Source organism: Streptomyces griseoluteus, from assembly GCF_004784465.1.
In the GTDB taxonomy this organism is placed as follows: Bacteria; Actinomycetota; Actinomycetes; order Streptomycetales; family Streptomycetaceae; genus Streptomyces; species Streptomyces griseoluteus.
Window position 1 is genome coordinate 21,269 of record NZ_SRRU01000017.1, and the last position, 21,033, is coordinate 42,301.

Below are 21,033 nucleotides of genomic sequence, written 5' to 3' on the forward strand. Positions count from 1 at the left end.
CAGGGTGCCTGCTGATGGTGCCCTCGGGAAGGTGTGTACCCGCCGAACGGCCCGGCATGGCTCGTGTCCGGGGTCGTCCCGGTCACAGCGGCCTCCGGTGCCCGCTTCTCAGCGCCCGGCCGGGCGCCTGCGGCCGTACAGCCGGTACCCGGCTCCCGCGGCCGCGGCGGCGATCAGCGCACCGCCCGCGGCGAGGGCGGGCACCGAGTCGGAGAAGGTGCCGCCGGCCCCGGCCTGCACACCGTGCTCCACGGTGGGCGGGTCGTCCTTCGCGGGAGCGGAGCCCCAGTCCTGGCCTTTCTCCCCGCCGTCGTCCCAGGCCGATGCGTCTCCGCCCCCGCCCGTCTTCCCGGCCGGGGCATCCGCGCAGTCCTTCGCCCCGCCGCTGCGCTCCGGGGCGGTGGGCGCCGCGCTCAGGTACGGCGCTCCGGGCAGCGGAGCGTCGTAGGACTTGCCGGGCGACCTGGGCGCGTAGGCGGCGGGGTCCTCGCAGGGTGCGCCCGACTCGGCGGACGCGGGCCCGGCCATGACGAGCGTGGCGCCGGCCAGGGCGGCGGCGGTGGACAGGGCGCGTACGGTGCGGCGCATGGGGCGGGCTCCTCGCGGTACGGCGGTCGGGGCACGCGTTCCGTGCCCTCGCTGCCATCAGAGCCCCCTTGGCGCCACCCCGCCCGCCGCCGGACCCCATTCGCGGGACACGGACGACACCCAACGGGTGACACCGGCCCTCGCGGCCACCCCGGATCTCACGCGTCCCCCGGCTCCACGCAGCCCCGTTCGCGGGCGCCCTCGCGGGTGCGGCTCGCGCTCACCAGGCGGCGCGGATTGCGGCGCAGGTACTCGCCCTCCAGCTGGGCCATGCGTTCGTTGTGGGCGCGCAGGGCGTCGTTCGAGCCGTACAGGAGGGTGTCGTGGCGTGTGCGGTGGATGTTCTCCAGCTCTTTCATGAGCTGCTGGTCGTCCAGTCGGCTGGGGTCGACTCCGGTCATGGTGGTGCCCCCGCTCGTCGTGTTCCGCGGTCCCGAGGTCCACTGGTCCTGAGGTCCACTGTACGAAGATCCCGCTCCCCCGGCCTCCGCGCGCGTACCCCGGCGGCGGCACAAGAAAGGCGCGCTTCGGGGTAAGGGGTCGAACATGAGCGCAGATGTCGACCTCACCGCTGTGCCGGCCACCGGCCGCACCGTCCTGCGCCGGCTCCTCGCGGCCGACGCCCGGCTCTTCGAGGTGGCCGCCCGGCGGAACTGGCCCGGCGCCCAGAAGCTGCTGCCCCGCCTGAGCCGCAGCGCCAACCACGGCGTGCTGTGGTTCGCGACGGCCGGCGCGATCGCCGCCACCCGCACTCCGAGGGCGCGCCGGGCCGCCGTACGGGGGCTCGCCTCGCTGAGCCTGGCCTCGCTGACCGTCAACACCCTCGGCAAGCGGTCGGTGCGCCGCACCCGGCCGGTGCTGGACCCGGTGCCGCTGTCCCGGCGGCTCAAGCGGCAGCCCATCACCACCTCCTTCCCCTCCGGCCACTCCGCGTCGGCCGCCGCCTTCGCGGCCGGGGTCGCGCTGGAGTCCCCGGCGTGGGGCGCGGCGGTGGCGCCGGTGGCGTTCGCGGTGGCGACGTCGCGGGTGTACACCGGTGCGCACTTCCCGAGCGACGTGCTGGCCGGTGCGGCGCTCGGGGTCGGGGCCGCGTTCGTGGTGCGCAAGCTGGTGCCGACGCGGGCGGCCGCCCGCCCGGTGGCCCGGCCGCGCGCGGACGCCCCGGCGCTGCCGGACGGCGAGGGCCTGGTGATGGTCGCCAACCGCGCCTCGGGCACCGCGGACCGGGTGCGGGCGCTGCACGACGCGCTGCCGCTGGCGGAGATCGTGGAGTGTGAGCCGGAGGAGGTCCGGGCCGAGCTGGCCAAGGCGGCGGCGCGGGCACGGGTCCTCGGGGTGTGCGGCGGCGACGGCACGGTGAACGCGGGCGCGGAGGTCGCCCTGCTGCACGATCTGCCGCTGGCGGTGCTGCCCGGCGGCACCCTGAACCACTTCGCGTACGACCTCGGGGTGGAGGACGCCGCCGGACTGGCCGCCGCCGTCCGCGCCGGGGAGGCGGTCCAGGTGGACGTCGGCAAGTTCACCGCCGACGACCGGTCCAGCGTCTTCCTGAACACCCTGAGCCTGGGCGTCTACCCGGAGCTGGTGCGCGAGCGCGAGCACTGGTCGCCCCGGATCGGCGGCTGGGCGGCCGGGGTGCTGGGCGCGGTGAAGGTGCTGCGCAGGGACCGGCATCCGCTGGTGGTCGAGGCGGCCGGCACGCGGCACCCGCTGTGGATGCTGTTCGTCGGCAACGGCGTCTACCGCCGCAGCGGCCTGGGCGCCGGGCGCCGTACGGAGCTGTCGGACGGCCCGCTGGACGTACGGGTGGTGCACGGCAACGGCTGGCCGACGCTGCGTCTGCTGGCGGCCGCCGTGGCGGGCCCGCTCAGCCGGTCCCAGGGCCACGCGGCGGTCCAGCTCGGCCGGCTTCGCCTGTCGGGCCTCGCGCCGGGCACCCCGCTGGCGTACGACGGCGAGGTCACCTCGGTGTCCGGCACGGTGACGGTGGAGAAGCTGCCGGAGATCCTCACGGCGTACAGCCCACGTCCGCACCGCGCCTGACGGTTCGTCAGTCCATATCGCGGAAGGGCGGTCTCAGCATCCGGGTGGCGGGCGTACCGTGAGGTCATGCCGGAGCCACGCGAGACCGCCGTCTACACCCACGGGCACCACGAGTCGGTGCTGCGTTCGCACACCTGGCGCACGGCCGCCAACTCGGCCGCTTACCTGCTCGGTTCGCTCGAACCGGACATGCGCGTCCTCGACATCGGCTGCGGCCCCGGCACCATCACCGCCGACCTCGCCGCGCTGGTCCCCGACGGCCGGGTGACCGGCACCGACCGCGCCCCCGGCGTCCTGGAGCAGGCCCGCGCCACCGCAGAGGGGCGGGGTCTGGCCAACGTGGACTTCGAGGTGGGCGACGTACACGCCCTCGGCCACCCCGACGGCACCTTCGACGTGGTCCACGCCCATCAGGTGCTCCAGCACGTGGGCGACCCGGTGGGCGCGCTGCGCGAGATGGTCCGGGTGACCCGGCCCGGCGGGCTGATCGCGGTGCGCGACGCGGACTACGCGGCGATGACCTGGTACCCGGCCGTGCCCGGCCTGGACGACTGGCTGGACCTGTACCGGCGCGTCGCGCGGGCCAACGGCGGCGAACCGGACGCCGGCCGGCGGCTGCGGAGCTGGGCGCTGGCGGCGGGGCTGAGCGACATCACGGCGACTTCGGGCACCTGGACGTACGCCACCCCGGAGGAACGCGCCTGGTGGAGCGGCCTGTGGGCGGACCGTACGCTCGCCTCCGCCTACGCCGACCGCGCGGTCCAGGGCGGCCACGCCACGCCCGGGAAGCTGCGCGCGGTGTCCGGGGCGTGGCGGGAGTGGGGGCGGCGGGAGGACGGCTGGTTCGCCGTCCTGCACGGCGAGATCCTGTGCCGCAAGCCGGCCTGAACACCACGGCGGGCGCCGCCGGAGCGACGCCCGCCACAGCGAAGACCCTGTCTAGCTCACCACGGCCTCGCCCACCAGCAGCCGCGCGGTGGCCGCGATGTTGGCGGCGTCGATGCCGGCCGCGTGCAACTGCTCGTCGGGCGCGGCGGAACCCGGCATCGTCCGGACCGCTAGGCGGACCAGGCGCGGCACGGGACGCCCGTCGGTGAAGGCTTCCACGACCGCGTCGCCGATGCCGCCCTCCTCGTGGTGGTCCTCGACCGTCACCAGGCAGCCGGTGTCGTCGGCGGCCCGGCGCAGCGTCTCCACGTCGACGGGCTTGACCGAGTACAGGTCGATGACCCGGACCTTGATGCCCTCCTCCGCGAGCTTGTCGGCGGCCGTCAGTGCCTCCTGCACGGTGACCCCGGCCGCGACGACGGTCAGCCGGTCCTCCTCGCTGGAGCGCAGCACCTTGCTGCCGCCGATGGGGAACTCCTCGTCGGCGTCGTAGATGACCGGGCTCTCGCCGCGCGAGGTGCGCAGGTAGCGGATGCCGTCCAGGTCTGCCATGGACGCGACCAGGCGGGCGGTCTGGTTGGCGTCGCAGGGGTAGAGCACGGTGGAGCCGTACACGGACCGGAACATCGCCAGGTCCTCCACGCCCATCTGCGAGGGGCCGTCCTGACCGATGGCCACGCCCGCGTGCGAGCCGACCAGGTTGATCGAGGCGTCGCTGATGGAGGCCATGCGCACGAAATCGTAGGCGCGGCTGAAGAAGGCGGCGAAGGTGGACGCGTACGGCAGCCAGCCGCGTGCCGACATGCCGACCGCCGAGGCGACCATCTGCTGCTCGGCGATGAAGGACTCGAAGAAGCGTTCGGGGTGTTGCTCGGCGAAGACGCCGGTGCGGGTGGAGTCGCCGACCTCGCCGTCCAGGGCGACGACGTCACCGCGGGCGCTGCCCAGTGCGGCGAGCGCCTTGCCGAAGGCGTCGCGCGTGGCGACCTCCTCGCCCTTGTCGAAGCGGGGCAGGCTCAGCGGCTCGTGGGCGGGCTTCTCGGGGGTCGCGGCGGGCGGCTCGCTGACGTGGACGCGGATGTCACGGGGGCCGCCCAGCTCCTCGATGGCCTGCTTGGCGTCGGACAGCGGCTTGCCGTGCTTGCCCTCCTTGTCCTCCACGGCGGCGACGCCCTTGCCCTTGAGGGTGCGGGCGATGATCGCGGTGGGGCGGTCCTTGGTGGACTCGGCCTCGCTGTAGGCGCGGTCGATGGCGGCGACGTCATGGCCGTCGATCTCGACGGTGTGCCAGCCGAAAGCCTGGAAGCGGCGGGCGTAGGCGTCCAGGTCGTGGCCGTGCCGGGTCTGGCCGCGCTGGCCGAGCCGGTTGACGTCCACGATGACGGTGAGGTTGTCCAGCTTGTCGTACGCGGCTGCCTCGGCGGCCTCCCAGATCGAGCCCTCGGCCATCTCGCTGTCGCCGCACACCACCCAGACGCGGTAGTCGGAGTGCTCCAGCCGCTTGCCCGCGAGCGCGATGCCGACGCCGACCGGGAGGCCCTGGCCGAGGGAGCCGGTGGCCGTCTCCACCCAGGGCAGCCTGCGCGGGGTCGGGTGGCCCTCCAGACGGCTGCCGAGCTTGCGGAAGGTGAGCAGTTCGGCGTCGTCGATGGCGCCGGCCGCCTTGAAGACCGCGTACATCAGCGGGGACGCGTGCCCCTTGGAGAGGATGAAGCGGTCGTTGGCGGGGTGGTCGGGGCGTTCGAAGTCGTAGCGCAGATGGTTGGCGAGCAGCACGGCCATCAGGTCGGCAGCGGACATCGAGGAGGTGGGGTGTCCGGATGCCGCGGCGTCTGCGGCGCGGACGCTGTCCACCCGCAACTGCTGCCCGAGTTCGGCGAGTTCGTCGTTGTTCATGGGTCTCCTTTCCGCGGGTCCGAGGCGACTCGGACGGTCCTCGGCAAACCGGGCGGGCCGCCCGGCCCCCGACGAGCCCCGACCCGTCACGGTGTGTGACCGGCCGCGGGCGCCCCGGTGGTGCGGTTCGTCCGAGGTCTTCCGCGTAACCGGGGTCACGGCACCCAAACCACCTCCACGTCACCCGGCCGCCGCGCACACCCCCGATGCGCGGCGACGGCCTGCACGCACCCGGCCGCCCCAACTAGGCTCCTGGGCATGGAGATTCTTGGCGCCACACTGCGCATCTGCGTCGACGACCTCGAGACCGCGGTCCCCTTCTACGAGCGGCTGGCGGGCGGTACGGCCCTGCGCTTCGAGCGCGGCGGGGTGAAGGTCGCCGCGATCGGGTCGTTCCTGCTGATGAGCGGGCCGGAGGCGGAGCTGGAGGTGCTGCGCAAGGTGACGGCGACGATCGCCGTGAAGGACGTCGAGGAGGCGCACCGGCTGCTCGCGGACCTGGGCGCGCAGATCATCGCCGGCCCGGTGCCGACACCGGTGGGCCGGAACCTGCTGGTGATGCACCCGGACGGCACGGTCTTCGAGTACGCCGACCAGTCGGGGGCCTGAGCGGGGAGTCAGCCCCGCATCTCCGCGGTGAGCGCCCAGCGCTCGTGGTCGCGCCACTCGCCGTCGATCTGGATCATGGCGGGCGAGAACCCCTCCAGCCGGAACCCGGCGCCGCGCGCGAGCGCGATGGACGCGGTGTTGCCGGGCTGCACGTTGATCTCCAGCCGGTGCAGCCCGAGCGGCCCGAAGGCGTACCCGATCACCAGCTCGAGACCCTCCCGCATCAGCCCCCGCCCGGCCGCGTGCGCGAACGCCCCGTACCCGAGCGCCCCGCACTGGAAGCCGCCCCGGACGATGTTGTTGATGTTGATGAACCCGGCGATGTCCCCGCTGTCCCTCTCGCACACCAGGAACCCGGCGCGCCCCTCGTCCCCGAGCAGCCGCCCGGCGTAGGCGGCGTACGCCTCGTCGCTGTCGGGCACCACCAGCCACGGCCGGTGCAGATCCTTGCTCTCTCTGGCGCGCGCCGTGAACTCACCCCCGTCCTCCATCCGGAACCGGCGGACGGCCACCCGGGGGCCCTGGGCGAGGTAGTGGGGCGCGGTGTGGGGCATGGGGCCAGGGTACGCCGGGCCACTGGCCGGAAGTCACCGCAGGGCGGGCTCCTCCAGGGTCAATGTGCCCGCGTCCGCGTCGAGTTCGGCCGCCATTCCGAAGGGGATCGTCAGGGCGTCCGGGCAGTGGCCGAACCCCGCCCCCTCCAGGACCGGGATGCCGAGCGGGGCCAGCCGGTCGGCGAGCATCGGGCGGAGGGCGTCGTACGGGTCGCAGTCCTGCCAGGAGCCGAGGAGGATGCCGCGGACCTCGTCCAGCCAGCCGGCGCGGAGGAGCTGGGTGAGGTACCGGTCCAGGCGGTAGGTCTCCTCGCCGACGTCCTCCAGGCAGAGCAGGCCGCCACGGGCGGAGGGACGCGCGTGCGGGGTGCCGAGTTCCGCCGCGAGGAGGGAGAGGCAGCCGCCGAGGGTGGTGCCCCGGGCACGGCCGGGGGCGAGGGGCTTGCCGTCGGTGGTGATCCGCTGGACCTTCTCCGGGGTGAAGAGGGTCGCGTGGAGGTGCTCGCGGGCGCGTTCGCTGCCGATGAAGTCGATCCCGGCGGCCATCGGGCCGTGCAGGGTGACCAGGCCCAGACGGGTGGCGAACGCCTCGTGCAGGGCGGTGATGTCGCTGAAGCCGACGAACACCTTGGGGCCGGCCGCGCGCATCGCCTCCCAGTCGAGCAGATCGGCCATCCGCTGGGCGCCGTAACCTCCGCGCGCGCAGAGCACCGCGTCGACTCCAGGGTCGCACCAGGCCCGCTGGAGGTCCTCGGCCCGGTCGGCGTCGGCGCCCGCGAGGTAGGCGAACTGGCCGTGCCGGTCCAGCACATGGGGTGCGGCGACCGGGTCGAGGCCCCAGCCGCGCAGCACGTCGAGGCCCGCGCGCAGCCGGTCCTCGGGCACCGGCCCGCTGGGCGCGACCACGGCCACTCGGGCGCCGGGGGCGAGACGGCTGGGGCGCTTCAGTTGCTTCACGTGCCGAGCTCCAGTTTCGGGACGCCGGGCAGGTCGAAGCCGAACACCTGGGCGTACAGGGACAGTTCGGCCTCCATCGCGCGGACCATGGTGTCGGCGCGGCGGAAGCCGTGGCCCTCTCCGGCGAAGGCCAGGTAGGCGTGCGGGACGCCCCGGCCCGCGATGCGGTCGAGGAAGTGCTCGCACTGCTCGGGCGCGCAGATCACGTCGTCCAGCCCCTGGAGGAGCAGGAAGGGGGCGGTGAGCCGGTCGGCGCGGTTGGCGGGCGAGCGCTCGGCGTAGCGGTCGGGCACCTCGGCGAAGGGGCCGACGAGGGACTCCAGGTAGCGCGACTCGAAGTCGTGGGTGCGGCCGGGGCCCCAGGTGGTGAGGTCCAGGATCGGGTAGCTGATCGTGCCGCAGGCGTAGACGTCGGTGCCGGTCAGCGAGGCCGCCGTGGTCCAGCCGCCCGCACTGCCGCCCCGGATCGCCAGCCGGTCCCGGTCGGCCGTACCCTCCTCGGCCAGCGCGAGGGCCACCGTCGCGCAGTCCTCCACGTCGACCACACCCCACTGGTGCCGCAACCGCTCGCGGTACTCACGTCCGTACCCGGTGGAGCCGCCGTAGTTGACCTCGGCGACGCCGATGCCACGTGAGGTGAAGGCGGCGATGGCGAGGTCCAGCACGAGCGGGACCCGGCTGGTCGGACCGCCGTGCGCCCAGATCACATAGGGCGGCAACTCGTCGTCGGGTCCGGTGACCGCAGGGTGCCGGGGCGGATAGACGTGCGCGTGCACCTCGCGACCGCCGGGTCCGGTGAAGGTGCGGACCTCCGGCTCGGGGTAGTACACGGGGTCGACGGGGTCCCGGTGCCGGGCGCCGACGGTGCGCGCGCGGCCGGTGCCGGTGTCCAGCTCGATCACCTCGTACCCGGTGCGCGGACTCGCGCCGATGGCCGCGACCCGGCTGCCGTGGGCGCCGAGGGAGGAGTCGAATTCGGTCCAGGGACCGGCCGCGTCGGCGATCTCACCGGTCTCCGGGTCGAGTATCCCGAGCACGGCGGCCCCGCGGCCGTGCAGCACCGCGAGCAGCCCGTCGGCCAGGGGGGTGAACCAGCGCTGGCCGGGCTTCCACAGCGGGCCGGCGAACTCCTCCTGGCGCGGGCACAGCGGTACGCCGTCCCGGTAGAGGTTCCACCAGCCGCTCCGGTCGCTCGCGTACAGCAACCGCCCGTCCGGCGCCCACTCCACCTGGGCGATCGACTCCGCGTCGCCCCCGGCGACCGTGCGCACGTCCCGGAACCGGCCGTCGTCGCCGATCTCCGCGACGAGCAGCTCGGTGCCGTCCCACGGCATGCGCGGGTGGTCCCAGGCGAGCCAGGCGGCCCGGCGTCCGTCCGGGGACAGGCGGGCGCCGGTGACGAACCGGTGCCGGTCGTCGGTGAGTTCGCGTACGGCCGACTGGTCCTCGGCGGCCGAGCCGTCCAGCGGTACGGCGGCCAGTACCCGCCGTACGTCACCGCTGCCCTCGCCGGTGAACTCCTCCAGCACGCAGCGGACTTCGTCGCGCCCCGGGTCCAGCTCCGGTTCGGCCCAGCGCAGTCCGCCACCCACCGGGGAGAGCGGGGTCAGCGGGACCGGCTCGCCTCCGGGTTCGTAGCGGTAGAGCCGCTGGTCGGCGAAGTGGGTGAAGACGACCAGGGGGCGATCGGGGCCGGGGGCGGCGGTCCAGGGGCGTCCGCCGTACTCGTGGACGCGGTTGCGCACGTTCCACGGCGGCGGCAGCACCGGCTCCTCGGCACCGGCCGCCGTGCGGCGCACCAGGGCGCGACGGCCGCCCTCGGCGGGCCGGGGCTCGGTCCACCAGATCTCGTCCCCGACGAACCCCACCCACTCGGGATGTCCGTCGTGCGCGGCGGCGAGCACCGCGTCGATCGGCGACGGCCAGGAACCGTACGGCTGGGCCGGCATCTCTTCCCCCATGTCGTCAGGCCGTCCGCAGGAAGCGGTCGAGGACGCGGACACCGAACCGGAGCGCCTCCACGGGCACCCGCTCGTCCACGCCGTGGAACAACGCCTGGTAGTCGAAGCCCTCGGGCAGCCGCAGCGGGGCGAACCCGTAGCCGGTGATTCCAAGCCGGGAGAACTGCTTGGCGTCGGTGCCGCCGGACATGCAGTACGGGACGACGTGCGCGCCGGGCGCGAACTCCTCCACGGCGGACCGCATCCTGCCGAACAGCGGTGCGTCCACCGGGGCCTGGAGGGCGACCTCGCGGTGCACGTACTCCCAGTCGACGTCCGGTCCGGTGAGCCGGTCCAGGGTGGACTCGAACTCCTCCTCACCGCCCGGCACGAAGCGTCCGTCGATGTGCGCGTGGGCCTCGCCGGGGATGACGTTGACCTTGTAACCGGCGTCCAGCATCGTCGGGTTGGCGCTGTTGCGGACGGTCGCCTCGACCAGCTTGGCGGCTGGGCCGAGCTTGTCCAGCAGCAGCTCCATGTCGTGGAAGTCGGCCTCCACTCCATACAGGTCCGCCAGCTCGGTGAGCGCGGCCCGCACGGTCGGGGTGATGCGCAGCGGCCACTGGTGCTCGCCGATCCGGGTGACGGCGGCGGCGAGCCGGGTCACCGCGTTCTCCCGGTTCACCTTGGAGCCGTGTCCGGCCCGGCCGCCCGCGCTGAGCCGCACCCAGCCGGTGCCCCGCTCCCCCGCCGCTACGGGATAGATCTCGCGCCCGGTGCCGTCGTGGAAGGTGAAGGCCCCCGACTCCCCGATGGCCTCCGTACAGCCCTCGAACAGCTCGGGGTGCCGGTCGGCGAGGAAGCCGGAGCCGTCCTCCGCGCTGGCCTCCTCGTCGGCGGTGAACGCGATGACGAGGTCCCGGCGCGGCCGGACGCCCTGCCGGGCCCAGCCGCGCAGCACCGCCAGGATCATCGCGTCCATGTTCTTCATGTCGACGGCGCCGCGCCCCCAGACCACGCCGTCGCGGACCTCGCCGGAGAAGGGGTGCACGCTCCAGTCGGCGGGCTCGGCGGGCACCACGTCCAGATGGCCGTGGACCAGCAGCGCGTCGGCGGACGGGTCGGTGCCCGCGACGCGGGCGACGACATTGCCGCGCCCCGGTGTCCGCTCCAGCAGCAGCGGTTCAAGACCGGCACCGGCCAGGCGTTCGGCCGCGTACTCGGCGGCCGGCCGCTCCCGGCAGTCGCCGCCGCCCCGGTTGGTGGTGTCGATCCGGATCAGCTCGGAGGTGAACTCGACCACCTCGTCCAGCGCGCGCTGGTCAGCCATACTGCTCCTCCACGGCGGCCGAGGCGATCGTGGTGACCGCCTTGAACGTGCGAATTGCCTCGTACATCGTGCCGTTGGTGTACGCCACCTTCCGCTCCCCGGTCCGCACCACCCCCGGCACGACGGTGACGGCCATCGCCAGATGCTCGGCGTCGAACTCGACGGCGACCGTGAACGGCCCCTGGTCCAAGGGCGCTTCACGCACCGCGAGCCGCGCCGCCTCCGTGGCCGCCGCGCGGATGTCGGCGGCGGTGCGGGCCGGGGTGCGGCAGACGGCCGCGTACCGCGACACATGGTCCTTGACCGCGACCTTCAGCGCCTCCGGCGCGTAGCCGAGCGCGTCCTCGCAGGCCAGGTCGTCCCCGGTGACCAGTACCACCGGCACCCCGTACTCCGCGACGACGTGCGCGTTGAGCAGGCCCTCGCTGGCGCGTACGTCGTTCAGCCAGACTCCGGTGATCTGGTTGGCGAGGTAGGTGTGGGCGAGGACGCCCTCCATGCCGGCGCCGGCGTGGTAGCCGATGAACGCGATGCCGTCGACGTCGCCGTGCTGGACGCCCTCCACCATGGACAGCGACTTGTGCCGCCCGGTCAGCATCTCGACCCGCTCGTCCAGCTTCTCCAGCAGGAGGTTGCGCATGGTCCAGTGCGCCTCGTTGACGAGCACCTGGTCGGCGCCGCCGTCGAAGAAGCCCTGGGCGGCGGCGTTCACATCGGAGGTGAACATCCCCCGGCAGCGCTCCCACTGCGGCGTCCCCGGCAGCACGTCGGCGGGCCAGGTGACCCCGGTGGCGCCTTCCATGTCGGCACTGATGAGGATCTTCATGCCGCGCAGGTTACGCGCCCGGACCGGCGGCGGCTACGACCTGGTCTCCGGCCGCCGCCCGGCACGGGCCGTTCTCACTCGCGCGCCAGCACGAACCACCTGGCCGGCAGGTCGATACGGGTGCCGTCCGGAAAGTGCTCGGTCTGCGGCAGGACCGTCTCCCCGGTGGCCATGATCTTCAGGCCGGCCTCGGTCAGCAGACGGGGTATCTCCTCGTCCCCGGCGTCCGCGGGCTTGAGGTCGTGGTGGAAGACGCGGCGGAGCTTCGGCGGGGGCCCGGCGGGACCGGAGGCCGCCCGCCGCAGGACGTCACGGGAGCCGGAGGTCAGTTCCACCACGAAGGCCCGGCCCGCCTCCCCGAGCAGCTCGGCCACGGCGGCGGCGACCAGGGGCCGGGCCGCGGGCTCGCTCTGGTGGATGACGGCGCGCATGTAGACGTTGCTGTCCCCGAGCCGGTCGTGCAGGTCGCGCACGGCGTCGGTGTCGGTCAGGTCGAGCTGCTCGAACTCGGCGGCGGCCCCGGCCGTGGCACGGCGGGCGTGGTCGATCGCCGCGTCCGAGAGGTCGACGCCGACCGCGCGGGCGAACCGGGTGGCGAGGAAGCGGGTCTGGGTGCCGTTGCCGCAGCCGAGGTCCACGATGACGCGGCCGGCCTCGGCGTGGGGCAGCAGGAGATCGCTGTGCGGCTCGGCGGTCAGCGACGGGTCGGAGTCCCAGATCGCGTCCCCTCGCTCGTCGGAGGTCTCCCGCCAGTAACTCTCCCAGTTGGAGCGGTAGTCGTCGGAAACATTCACTGCGATCTCCCCAGGGTCGGTGCCATGATCGGGATATCGCGCCGACTGCCCCCGGACAAGGGGTCCAAGGGCCCCTTTTACGGAGTCAGCGCCTGCTCGAACCACACCGTCTTGCGGTGCCCCCTCGTCGTCGCGCCCCACTCCTTCGCCAGCCGGCTGACCACGCCGAGGCCCCGGCCCGCCTCGTCGTCCGGTCCGGCGGTGCGCATGTCCGGCAGCTCCGGTTCCTCGTCCGTGACCTCGAACAGCAGGTCCCCGGCGCGCACCACGCGCAGCCCGACCGGGCCTCCCCCACCGTGCCGTACCGCGTTGGTGACGACCTCGCTGACCAGTAGCAGCGCGGTGTCCACCGCATGCGGCAGCCCCCACTCGAGCAGGCGCTCGCGGACCAGGTGCCGGGCGCGGGAGACCTCGCGCGGGTCGGACTCCAGGTGCCAGTGGGCCACGTGGTCGTCGGGGATGCCGTTGAGCCGGGCCATCAGCAGGGCCACGTCGTCCTTGCGGCCGCCACGGGTGTTGAGGGCGCGGATGATGGTGTCGCAGGCGGTGTCCATCGAGGCGGCCGGGTGCGCGGCGGACTCGCAGAGCGCGGCCAGCCCCTCCCCGATGTCGGAGCCGCGCACCTCGACCAGGCCGTCCGTGCACAGCACCAGCCGGTCGCCGGGCGCCACCCTTACCGTGGTGGCCTCGAAGGGCACCCCGCCGACGCCGATGGGCGCGCCGGTGGGCAGTTCGAGCAGTTCGCTGCCGCCGTCCGCCGCCCGGACCAGCACGGGCGGGATGTGCCCGGCGTTGGCGATCTGCAGCTCGCCGCGGATCGGGTCGTAGACGGCGTAGAGACAGGTGGCGAGATAGTTCTCACCCAGCCTGCGGGCCAGGTCGTCCAGGTTGCGCAGCAGTTGGGCGGGCGGGGTCTCCAGTGCGGCCATGGTCTGGACGGCGGTGCGCAGCTGGCCCATCATCGCGGCCGAGTTGAGCCCATGGCCCATCACGTCCCCGACGACCAGCGCGGTACGCGAGCCGGGGAGTTTCACCGTGTCGAACCAGTCACCGCCGATCCGGCCGAGCAGCGTGCCGGGCAGATAGCGGGTCGCCACGTCACACCCGGCCATGCGCGGGCTGACCTGCGGCAGCATGCTGTCCTGGAGGGTCTCGGCGACGTTCTCCTGGTACGTGTACATGCGCGCGTTGTCGAGCACCAGCCCGGCGCGGGCGGCGAGTTCGGCGCCGGTGGTGCGGTCCATGCCGTCGAAGGGCAGCCGGTCGGGGCGGCGCAGCAGCACCATGAAGCCGAGGACCACGTTGCGGGCTTTCAGCGGGACGATCAGCAGGGAGCGGCCGTTGATGAGCGGCCTGAGGTCCCGCTTCTCGAACTCGCCGGAGATCCGGTTGCCCAGTTCGTCGCTGATCCTCGGGATGAGGACTGGTTCGCCGGTGACCATGCACTGGTAGAACGGCGTGTGCTCGGGAAAGGCGAACGCCTCGCCGACCGGCACGGTGTCGTCCCAGCGGCCGGGTTCGTCGTTGTGCTCGACCCAGACCCGGTGCATCAGCGTGCTGGCGTCGGGCGGCCCGTCGGGGAAGCCCTCGCCCGCGAGGACGGCCGAACGCAGATGGGTGCCGGCGAAGTCCGCGAACCGGGGCACGGCCGCGCTGGTGACCTCGCGGATCGTCTCCCCCAGGTCGAGGGAGGTGCCGATGGCGGAGCTGACCTCGTTGAGGAACTCCAGCCGCTCCCGTACGGCCGCGTACTCCAGGTCGGCCAGGGCGTCGGCCGGGATCAAGGGCTCGCTGCGGGGGCGCGGGACAACGCTGTCGAAGCGGCCGGGGCGCCGGGGCACACCCCAGTACGGGGTGACCGGGACCCGCTCGTACTGGCTGAACTCCAGGACCGGATAGCCGAGTTCGAGGATCTGGGAGACGATGCGGGCGCTGAGTCCGGGGCCCATGTTGGGCAGGATCTCGGGGAGCCTGCGCTCCAGGTCGCCGGCGGTGGGCAGTTCGGTGTGGCGGGCGAAGCCGGGGGCGATGCGTTCGGTGCTCTCGTCCAGGTGGCCGCGTGCCTCGCGCAGCCGGGTGGCGTCGGCGGCGAGCACCAGCAGCCGGGAGGGGCCCGGCCCGACCAGCGGGTAGGCCCACCACAGCACGTCGATCCGCTCGTCGTCCCCGCGTCCGGGCGGGGTGAGCCGGGCGCGCCCCGCGGTGGGGTAGCCGGTGTGGGCGCCCAGGGAGGTCTCCAGGTCGGGGCCGGCCCCGTCGTCCGGCGTGTCGTCCCGGAGGTCGTCCGGCAGGGCCCCGGAGACGGGCAGCAGGTCCGCGACGGGCTGTCCGACGGCCGTCTCCCGGCCGGGGCCGAACATCCGCCCGGCCCCGCTGCTCCAGTGGGACACCAGACCCGCGCGGTCGACGATCACCACGGCCAGCGGAATCCGGCCCGCCGCGGTGTTCTCCGCACCGCGGCCGGGAGACGCGTCCCGCTCGCTGCCACGGTCCATGGCCCAGGCCCTCTCTCCCCCACGGCTGTACGCGAACGATCAATGCCGCCCGCCACTACGGTACGGGGGAGTCACGTCGCCATGTGTGGCAAACCGCGAATTCCGTTCCGGAGATCCCCGCTGGTTCGAGAGGGCCCGTAACCCTCAGTCCTCGTGCCCCAGTTGCAGGTCACGCTCGGTGCGGCCGCCGCCCGCGACCTGCAGGACCGTGGCGACCGGCGGGTAGCCGGCGGCGATGACGGTGTACTCGCCGGAGGAGAGGTCGACGAAGCGGAAGGTGCCGTCGGCGCCCGTGGTGAGGGTGTCGACCACGTTCCCGGCCGCGTCGAGCAGGGTCACCCGCGCGTCCTCCACGGCGCGCCCTCCCCCGGCCCGGACGGTGCCCTTCAGCACGGCCCCGCCCGCGAGTTCGACGTCCTGCCGCGTCTCGCGGGACGCTTGGACGGTGACCGGTAGGGCGGCCGGGCGGAAGGCGGGCGCGCTGGCGGCGAGGGTGTACTCCCCCGCGACCAGCTCGCCGATGACGTACCCGCCCTCGCGGCCGCTGCGGGTGGCGGCGACCACCTCGCCGTGCACGTTGGTGAGCGTGACGGTGGCGTCGCGCACGGGGCTGCCGTCGGCGGTGAGCACGGCGCCCGCGAGGCGTCCGGCGCCGCCGAGGACCACGTCCAGCTCGACGGGGCGTTCGCCCACGGTGACGGAGACGGCCTGCGGCTGGTGGCCGCCCGCCGCCGCGATGAGCACGTAGGAACCGGCACCGGGGGTGGCCAGTGCGTAGCGGCCGTCGTCGCCGCTGGCGCCCCGGCCGATCTGCACCCCGCCGACGTCGATGAGGGTGAGCGCGGCGCGGGGCACGACAGTGCCGTCCGGGTGCTGGACGGTTCCGCAGACCGCGATCCCGGCGGTGTGCGGCGCGCGGGCCTGGGGCGGTACGGGGATGCCCGGCACGGTGTCCGGGTCGGTGGCGATGGGGGCGTGCTGGGACACCAGGGGTTTCTCCTTGAGGAAGAAGGCGATGATCAGGCCGAGGACGAGCACCGGCACCAGGTAAAGGAAGATCCGGGGCATGGCGTCGGCGTAGGCGTGGATGTAGGCGTCCCGCAGCGCCGGGGGGAGCGCGTGCACGAGCTGCGGGGTGATCGCCTCGGGGTCGGGCAGCGCGGCCGAGGCGTCCGCCGGGAGGTCCTCGCGCAGGGCGTCGGTGAGCCGGTCGGCGAAGAGGGTGCCGAAGACGGCGGCGCCGACGCTGCCGCCGATCTGCCGGAAGTAGTTGTTGGCGCTGGTGGCGGTGCCGAGGTCGGCGGGGCGGACGGAGTTCTGCACGGCGAGCACCAGGACGGGCATGACCAGGCCGATGCCGGTGCCGAGGACGGCCATCCAGACGCTGTAGGACAGCCGGGGGGTGTCGGCCTCCAGCCGGGACAGCAGCCACATGCCGAGGGCGGCGAGGGCGGCACCGGCCACCGGGTAGACCTTGTAGCGGCCGGTGCGGCTGATGAGCTGGCCGCCCACGATGGAGGCGCCGACGATGCCCGCCATCATGGGCAGCATCAGCAGCCCGGACTCGGTGGCGCTGGCCCCGTCGACCATCTGGAGGAAGGTCGGCAGATAGCTGGCCGCGCCGAACAGGGCGACGCCGATGACCAGTCCGACCAGGCCGGCGATGTTGAAGACCGAGTCCCGGAACAGCCGGAGCGGGATGAGGGGTTCGGCGGCGAAACGCTCCGCCACGACGAACAGGATCACGGCGGCGAGGGCGCCCGCGCCGAGGCCGATGATCTCCCTGGAGTCCCAGGCGTATTCGGTCCCGCCCCAACTGGTCAGCAGCACCAGGCAGGTCGAGGCGATGGCGAGCAGCAGCGCGCCGGGCACGTCGAGCCGGGCGCGCTTGTTCGGCCGGGGCAGCTTCAGCACGGCGGCGACCACGGCGAGGGTGACCAGGCCGAAGGGGACGTTGATGTAGAAGCACCAGCGCCAGGAGAGGTGGTCGGTGAAGTAGCCGCCGAGCAGCGGTCCGGCGACGGAGGCGAGGCCGAAGGCGGCGCCGATCAGGCCCATGTAGCGGCCGCGCTGCCGGGGCGGCACGATGTCCGCGATGATCGCCTGCACACCGATCATCAGGCCGCCCGCGCCGATGCCCTGCACCGCGCGGAAGGCGATCATCTGGTCCATGCTCTGCGCGCGCCCGGCGAGGGCGGAGCCGATCACGAAGACCAGGATGGCGAACTGGAAGACGCCCTTGCGGCCGAAGAGATCACCGAGCTTGCCGTAGAGCGGCAGGCCGATGGTGGAGGTGAGCAGGTAGGCGGTGATCGCCCAGGACATCTTGTCCAGGCCGTGCAGCTCGCCGACGATCTTCGGCAGCGCGGTGGCCACGATCATCTGGTCCAGCGCGGCCAGCAGCAGCGCGAGCATCAGCCCGACGAAGACCAACCGGACCTGGCGCGCGCCGAGTTCGGGTGCCGGGACGGGTGGTGGGTCCAGGTGTCCGTCCGGAGCCGGCACCGCCTCGGTGACCGGCTCCTCGCACACCAGCGTCGTTCCGCCCACGTACCGCTCCCCTCGCTCACACCTGTCGCACATCCCGCGTTACGCGACAACTGCGAACACATACGGCGAGTTACGGCATGAATCCGGTCTCGGCGGAGATCACTCGAACCGGTGAGGGAAGCAACGCCCCCCGCACCGGCCGGTGTTTGGAGGTGTCAGCCCTCGACCTGGGCGGCGAGCCTGTCGAGCACCGAGTCGTAGATGCGGCCCAGGCCCTTGGGGGCGAAGGTGCGCTCGAAGAAGCCGCCGATGCCGCCGGCGCCCTTCCAGGTGGTGGTGACCACGACACGGGAGCGGCCCTCGTCGGCGGGGGTGACGCGCCAGATGGTGACCATGGTGGAGTTCCGGTCCTTCTCGACCAGCTCGCCGGGGGTCGGCTCGTCGACCTCCATCAGGCAGTCGCGTACGCGCTTGCTGGTGGCCTGGAGCTTCCAGTGCACGAGGGTGCCCGCGCCGTCGCCGCCCTCGCGGACCTCGTACTCGCTGAAGTGCTCGGGGAGCAGCTTCGGGCGGGTGGTCCGGTAGTCGGTCAGCGCGTCGAACACCCTGTCGGCGTTCGCCGCGACGACTCGTTCCGTAGTGGCCTCGACCTGCGCCATCGCTCTCCTCCACGACCTGTTTTCCAGCGTTTCGGATCAGCCAACCACCCCGGGACCCCGGCTCCAAATCCGGGTCCACCCGATCATGGGAACACATGTTCTATTGTGGGGAGCGAGCTACCGAGGAGGCGTCATGCGCTGGGAGAACCTGACCGACGAGTCCGGTGGTCACGGCCGGACCCCCGACGGCGCGCTGTTCGGCGCGGACGCCGTGGTGACCCGTACGTTCGACACGCCCGAGTTCAAAGGCATCACCTTTCACGAGGTGCGGGCGCGGTCGATCCTGAACCGGGTGCCGGGCGCGTCCCGGATGCCGTTCGAGTGGACGGTGAACCCCTATCGAGGCTGCTCGCACGCCTGTGTGTACTGCTTCGCCCGCAAGACGCACAGCTATCTCGACCTGGACACCGGGCTCGGCTTCGACTCGCAGATCGTGGTCAAGGTCAACGCGCCCGAGGTGCTGCGCCGCCAGCTGGCCTCGCCGCGCTGGGGCGGGGAGCACGTGGCGATGGGCACCAATGTGGACTGCTACCAGCGCGCGGAGGGCCGGTACAGGCTGATGCCGGGGATCATCGACGCCCTCACCGAGCGGGCCAACCCGTTCTCCATCCTCACCAAGGGCACCCTCATCCTGCGCGACCTGGACCGGCTGGTGCGCGCGGCCGAGGTCACCGACGTCGGCATCTCGGTCTCCGTGGGCTTCACCGACCCGGCCCTCTGGCGCACGGTGGAGCCGGGCACCCCGGCGCCCGAGCGGCGGCTGGACGTGGTGCGCACCCTGGGCGAGCACGGCATCGGCTGCGCGGTGCTGATGGCCCCGGTGATCCCCTTCCTCAGCGACCAGCCCGCCCAACTGCGCGACACCGTCCGCGCCATCGCGGAGTCCGGGGCCACCTCGGTGACGCCGCTGGTGCTGCATCTGCGGCCCGGCGCGCGGGAATGGTTCATGAGCTGGCTCGCCGAGCACCATCCGCACCTGGTGGCCCGCTACCAGCGGCTGTACGCGGGCGGCTCCTACGCCCCCACCTGGTACCAGCGCCGGGTCACCCGCCAGGTGCACGAGCTGGCACGGGAGTACGGCATCGGGCCGACCCGCGCGGGCGCCACCCGGCGCATCCGCCCGGCCCGGCCCGACGAGCGGCCGGCGGAGCCGGAGCCGACGCAGCTCACCCTCATGTGAGGGCGTTCGAGGGCATCCGGCGACCCGTTCGGGTCAAGTACGGGGCGGACGGGCCGAAGGGGACGGGGATCGCAGGGACGATGCCGCGAGGACCGCATCCCCCGCGGTCCGCGCCATCCTCCGTCCCGTGGAGTTGCCACGCATGAGAACACGCGCAGCCGTACTGGGCGCGACGGCCGTCCTGCTGGCTGCATCGGCCACCGCCCTGCCCGTCCAGGCCGCCCCCGCCCCGGCCACGCCGGGCCTGACCTGGAAGGACTGCGGCACCCGCGCCTACCCGACCCTCCAGTGCGCCTCCCTGGAGGTTCCACTGGACCACGCCCGGCCCACCGGGCGGCAGATCTCGCTCGCCCTGTCCCGCGTCCCGCACACCGCGAAGACCTCCCAGGGCCCGCTCCTGGTCAACCCCGGCGGCCCCGGTGGCAGCGGGCTCACCCTCGCCGGGTACATCGCCTCCGCGCTGCCCGCGAAGGTGGCCGCGCGGTACGACGTCATCGGCTTCGACCCGCGCGGCGTCGGCAGAAGCGCCCCGGCGCTGAACTGCGCCCCGGACCACTTCACGCCGGTACGCCCGGACACCGTCCCGGCCACACCGGAGCTGGAGCGGCGGAACCTGGACCGCGTGCGGTCCTTCGCCGCCGCCTGCGGCAGGGCCCACGCGGACGTGCTGCCGTACATCGACACCGTCTCGGCCGCCCGTGACCTGGACTCGGTCCGCGCGGCCCTGGGCGCCGGCCGCCTCAGCTATCTCGGCTACTCCTACGGCACCTACCTGGGCGCGGTCTACGCCAAGCTCTTCCCGACGCGGGTGCACCGTCTGGTGCTGGACTCGATCGTGAATCCGACCGGCGTCTGGTACGAGGACAACCTCACCCAGGACGACGCCTTCGACGCCCGCCACAAGGCCCTGATGGCGTGGATCGCCGCGCACGACGAGGCGTACGGCCTGGGCACCGACCCCGCGCGGATCGAGGCCGACTGGTACGCGATGCGGGCCGCGCTGGCGAAGGACCCGGCGGACGGGAAGGTGGGCGCCGCCGAGCTGGAGGACACCTATATGCCGGGCGGGTACTACGACGGCTACTGGCCCTACCTCGCCGAGGCGCTGGCGTCCTGGGTCCACGACAAGGACACCGGACCGCTGGAGCAGGCGTACGAGAACTTCGCCGCCGTCGACGCGGGCGGGAACAACAACTACAGCGTCTACACGGCCGTCCAGTGCCGGGACGCGCCCTGGCCGCGCGACTGGCGCCGCTGGTCGCGGGACACCTGGGCGGCCCACCGCAAGTCGCCCTTCATGACCTGGAACAACGCCTGGTACAACGCGCCGTGCGCGTTCTGGCCCACGCCCCCGCGCGAACCGGTCGACATCGCCAACGGCAAGCTCCCCGCGGCCCTGCTCTTCCAGGCGACGGACGACGCGGCCACCCCGTACTCGGGCGGCCTCATCACCCACCGCCTCCTGGCCCGCTCCAGCCTGATCGTCGAACAGGGCGGCGGCAACCACGGCATCACCCTGACCGGCAACTCCTGCCTCGACGACCACCTCACCGCCTACCTCACCGACGGCACGGTCCCGCGCGGCCGCGGCGCGGTGGACGCGGTCTGCGACAAGTCCCCCGCCCCGAAACCCCTGGACGCCAAGACGGCTCCCGCCGCCTCGAAGGGCTCGACCCTCCACGGCCTCCTGGGCTTCCGCCACTGACTCCCACCGGTGCCCGCCACTCCGGCGGGCACCGGAAAATCCGGCCGCGCGACCGCTGCCGCTCTCTACGCTCCCCGCC

The 21,033-nt window shown here is 73.4% G+C and carries 16 protein-coding genes and 1 pseudogene; 5 read left to right on the top strand and 12 right to left on the bottom strand.

The window, feature by feature from the left end; genetic code table 11:
* Window positions 1-108 precede the first annotated feature (108 nt).
* Window positions 109-588 carry a hypothetical protein gene (locus E5082_RS31155; RefSeq protein ID WP_135794569.1) on the bottom strand — a complete coding sequence of 160 codons (480 nt, stop codon included), beginning with the start codon at window positions 586-588 and terminating at the stop codon, window positions 109-111.
* A gap of 158 nt (window positions 589-746) precedes the next feature.
* A pseudogene (locus E5082_RS31160) lies at window positions 747-1,032 on the bottom strand (DUF6158 family protein).
* A gap of 102 nt (window positions 1,033-1,134) precedes the next feature.
* On the opposite strand from E5082_RS31160, the gene E5082_RS31165 reads away from it, so the two are divergent.
* Window positions 1,135-2,631 (top strand): bifunctional phosphatase PAP2/diacylglycerol kinase family protein, encoded by a 1,497-nt coding sequence (locus E5082_RS31165; RefSeq protein ID WP_135794571.1) that lies wholly within the window; start codon window positions 1,135-1,137, stop codon window positions 2,629-2,631.
* 66 nt (window positions 2,632-2,697) lie between these two features.
* Window positions 2,698-3,519: a class I SAM-dependent methyltransferase gene (locus tag E5082_RS31170; protein ID WP_135794572.1), complete on the top strand. Its 822-nt coding sequence runs from the start codon at window positions 2,698-2,700 to the stop codon at window positions 3,517-3,519.
* Window positions 3,520-3,570: 51 nt separating this feature from the next.
* Here E5082_RS31170 and E5082_RS31175 read toward each other — a convergent pair whose 3' ends face one another.
* The gene (locus E5082_RS31175; RefSeq protein WP_135794573.1) at window positions 3,571-5,415 is read right to left on the bottom strand and encodes a transketolase; all 1,845 of its coding nucleotides are present in this window, start codon (window positions 5,413-5,415) and stop codon (window positions 3,571-3,573) included.
* Window positions 5,416-5,673: 258 nt separating this feature from the next.
* Here E5082_RS31175 and E5082_RS31180 point away from each other — a divergent pair, with 258 nt between their 5' ends.
* The gene (locus tag E5082_RS31180) at window positions 5,674-6,024 is read left to right on the top strand and encodes a VOC family protein (RefSeq protein ID WP_135794574.1); all 351 of its coding nucleotides are present in this window, start codon (window positions 5,674-5,676) and stop codon (window positions 6,022-6,024) included.
* 8 nt (window positions 6,025-6,032) lie between these two features.
* On the opposite strand, the gene E5082_RS31185 is transcribed toward E5082_RS31180, so the two are convergent.
* The 9 genes from E5082_RS31185 to E5082_RS31225 form a co-directional block, all read right to left on the bottom strand.
* Window positions 6,033-6,578, bottom strand: coding sequence for a GNAT family N-acetyltransferase (locus E5082_RS31185; protein ID WP_135794575.1), 546 nt, complete (start codon window positions 6,576-6,578; stop codon window positions 6,033-6,035).
* A gap of 33 nt (window positions 6,579-6,611) precedes the next feature.
* Complete coding sequence (locus tag E5082_RS31190; RefSeq protein ID WP_135794576.1) at window positions 6,612-7,535, bottom strand: S66 peptidase family protein; 924 nt, start codon at window positions 7,533-7,535, stop codon at window positions 6,612-6,614.
* Window positions 7,532-9,496 (bottom strand): prolyl oligopeptidase family serine peptidase, encoded by a 1,965-nt coding sequence (locus E5082_RS31195; RefSeq protein ID WP_135794577.1) that lies wholly within the window; start codon window positions 9,494-9,496, stop codon window positions 7,532-7,534. The genes E5082_RS31190 and E5082_RS31195 overlap by 4 nt, the downstream gene beginning before the upstream one ends.
* 4 nt (window positions 9,497-9,500) lie before the next feature.
* Window positions 9,501-10,805 (bottom strand): M20/M25/M40 family metallo-hydrolase, encoded by a 1,305-nt coding sequence (locus tag E5082_RS31200; RefSeq protein ID WP_135794578.1) that lies wholly within the window; start codon window positions 10,803-10,805, stop codon window positions 9,501-9,503.
* A complete protein-coding gene (locus E5082_RS31205; protein ID WP_135794579.1) occupies window positions 10,798-11,631 on the bottom strand; it encodes a M55 family metallopeptidase in 834 nt (277 codons plus the stop codon). Before E5082_RS31205 ends, E5082_RS31200 begins: the two co-directional genes overlap by 8 nt.
* Window positions 11,632-11,705: 74 nt before the next feature.
* Window positions 11,706-12,425: a class I SAM-dependent methyltransferase gene (locus E5082_RS31210; protein WP_135794580.1), complete on the bottom strand. Its 720-nt coding sequence runs from the start codon at window positions 12,423-12,425 to the stop codon at window positions 11,706-11,708.
* Between the two features lie 77 nt (window positions 12,426-12,502).
* A complete protein-coding gene (locus E5082_RS31215) occupies window positions 12,503-14,920 on the bottom strand; it encodes an ATP-binding SpoIIE family protein phosphatase (protein ID WP_135794581.1) in 2,418 nt (805 codons plus the stop codon).
* 144 nt (window positions 14,921-15,064) lie between these two features.
* Window positions 15,065-17,470 (bottom strand): MFS transporter, encoded by a 2,406-nt coding sequence (locus tag E5082_RS31220; protein ID WP_135794582.1) that lies wholly within the window; start codon window positions 17,468-17,470, stop codon window positions 15,065-15,067.
* A 155-nt stretch (window positions 17,471-17,625) separates the two neighbouring features.
* On the bottom strand, window positions 17,626-18,069 hold the full coding sequence (locus tag E5082_RS31225) for an SRPBCC family protein (RefSeq protein WP_135794583.1): 444 nt from the start codon (window positions 18,067-18,069) through the stop codon (window positions 17,626-17,628).
* A 133-nt stretch (window positions 18,070-18,202) separates the two neighbouring features.
* On the opposite strand from E5082_RS31225, the gene E5082_RS31230 reads away from it, so the two are divergent.
* Window positions 18,203-19,249, top strand: coding sequence for an Rv2578c family radical SAM protein (locus E5082_RS31230; RefSeq protein WP_135794584.1), 1,047 nt, complete (start codon window positions 18,203-18,205; stop codon window positions 19,247-19,249).
* Window positions 19,250-19,391: 142 nt separating this feature from the next.
* Complete coding sequence (locus tag E5082_RS31235; protein WP_135794585.1) at window positions 19,392-20,954, top strand: alpha/beta hydrolase; 1,563 nt, start codon at window positions 19,392-19,394, stop codon at window positions 20,952-20,954.
* The last annotated feature ends 79 nt before the right edge of the window (window positions 20,955-21,033 follow it).

Excerpts from the sequence above, each read along its gene's own strand:
- E5082_RS31155 (WP_135794569.1), bottom strand. The coding sequence starts at position 588 with ATGCGCCGCACCGTACGCGCCCTGTCCACCGCCGCCGCCCTGGCCGGC.
- E5082_RS31165 (WP_135794571.1), top strand. The coding sequence starts at position 1,135 with ATGAGCGCAGATGTCGACCTCACCGCTGTGCCGGCCACCGGCCGCACC.
- E5082_RS31170 (WP_135794572.1), top strand. The coding sequence starts at position 2,698 with ATGCCGGAGCCACGCGAGACCGCCGTCTACACCCACGGGCACCACGAG.
- E5082_RS31175 (WP_135794573.1), bottom strand. The coding sequence starts at position 5,415 with ATGAACAACGACGAACTCGCCGAACTCGGGCAGCAGTTGCGGGTGGAC.
- E5082_RS31180 (WP_135794574.1), top strand. The coding sequence starts at position 5,674 with ATGGAGATTCTTGGCGCCACACTGCGCATCTGCGTCGACGACCTCGAG.
- E5082_RS31185 (WP_135794575.1), bottom strand. The coding sequence starts at position 6,578 with ATGCCCCACACCGCGCCCCACTACCTCGCCCAGGGCCCCCGGGTGGCC.
- E5082_RS31195 (WP_135794577.1), bottom strand. The coding sequence starts at position 9,496 with ATGGGGGAAGAGATGCCGGCCCAGCCGTACGGTTCCTGGCCGTCGCCG.
- E5082_RS31200 (WP_135794578.1), bottom strand. The coding sequence starts at position 10,805 with ATGGCTGACCAGCGCGCGCTGGACGAGGTGGTCGAGTTCACCTCCGAG.
- E5082_RS31205 (WP_135794579.1), bottom strand. The coding sequence starts at position 11,631 with ATGAAGATCCTCATCAGTGCCGACATGGAAGGCGCCACCGGGGTCACC.
- E5082_RS31215 (WP_135794581.1), bottom strand. The coding sequence starts at position 14,920 with ATGGACCGTGGCAGCGAGCGGGACGCGTCTCCCGGCCGCGGTGCGGAG.
- E5082_RS31225 (WP_135794583.1), bottom strand. The coding sequence starts at position 18,069 with ATGGCGCAGGTCGAGGCCACTACGGAACGAGTCGTCGCGGCGAACGCC.
- E5082_RS31230 (WP_135794584.1), top strand. The coding sequence starts at position 18,203 with ATGCGCTGGGAGAACCTGACCGACGAGTCCGGTGGTCACGGCCGGACC.
- E5082_RS31235 (WP_135794585.1), top strand. The coding sequence starts at position 19,392 with ATGAGAACACGCGCAGCCGTACTGGGCGCGACGGCCGTCCTGCTGGCT.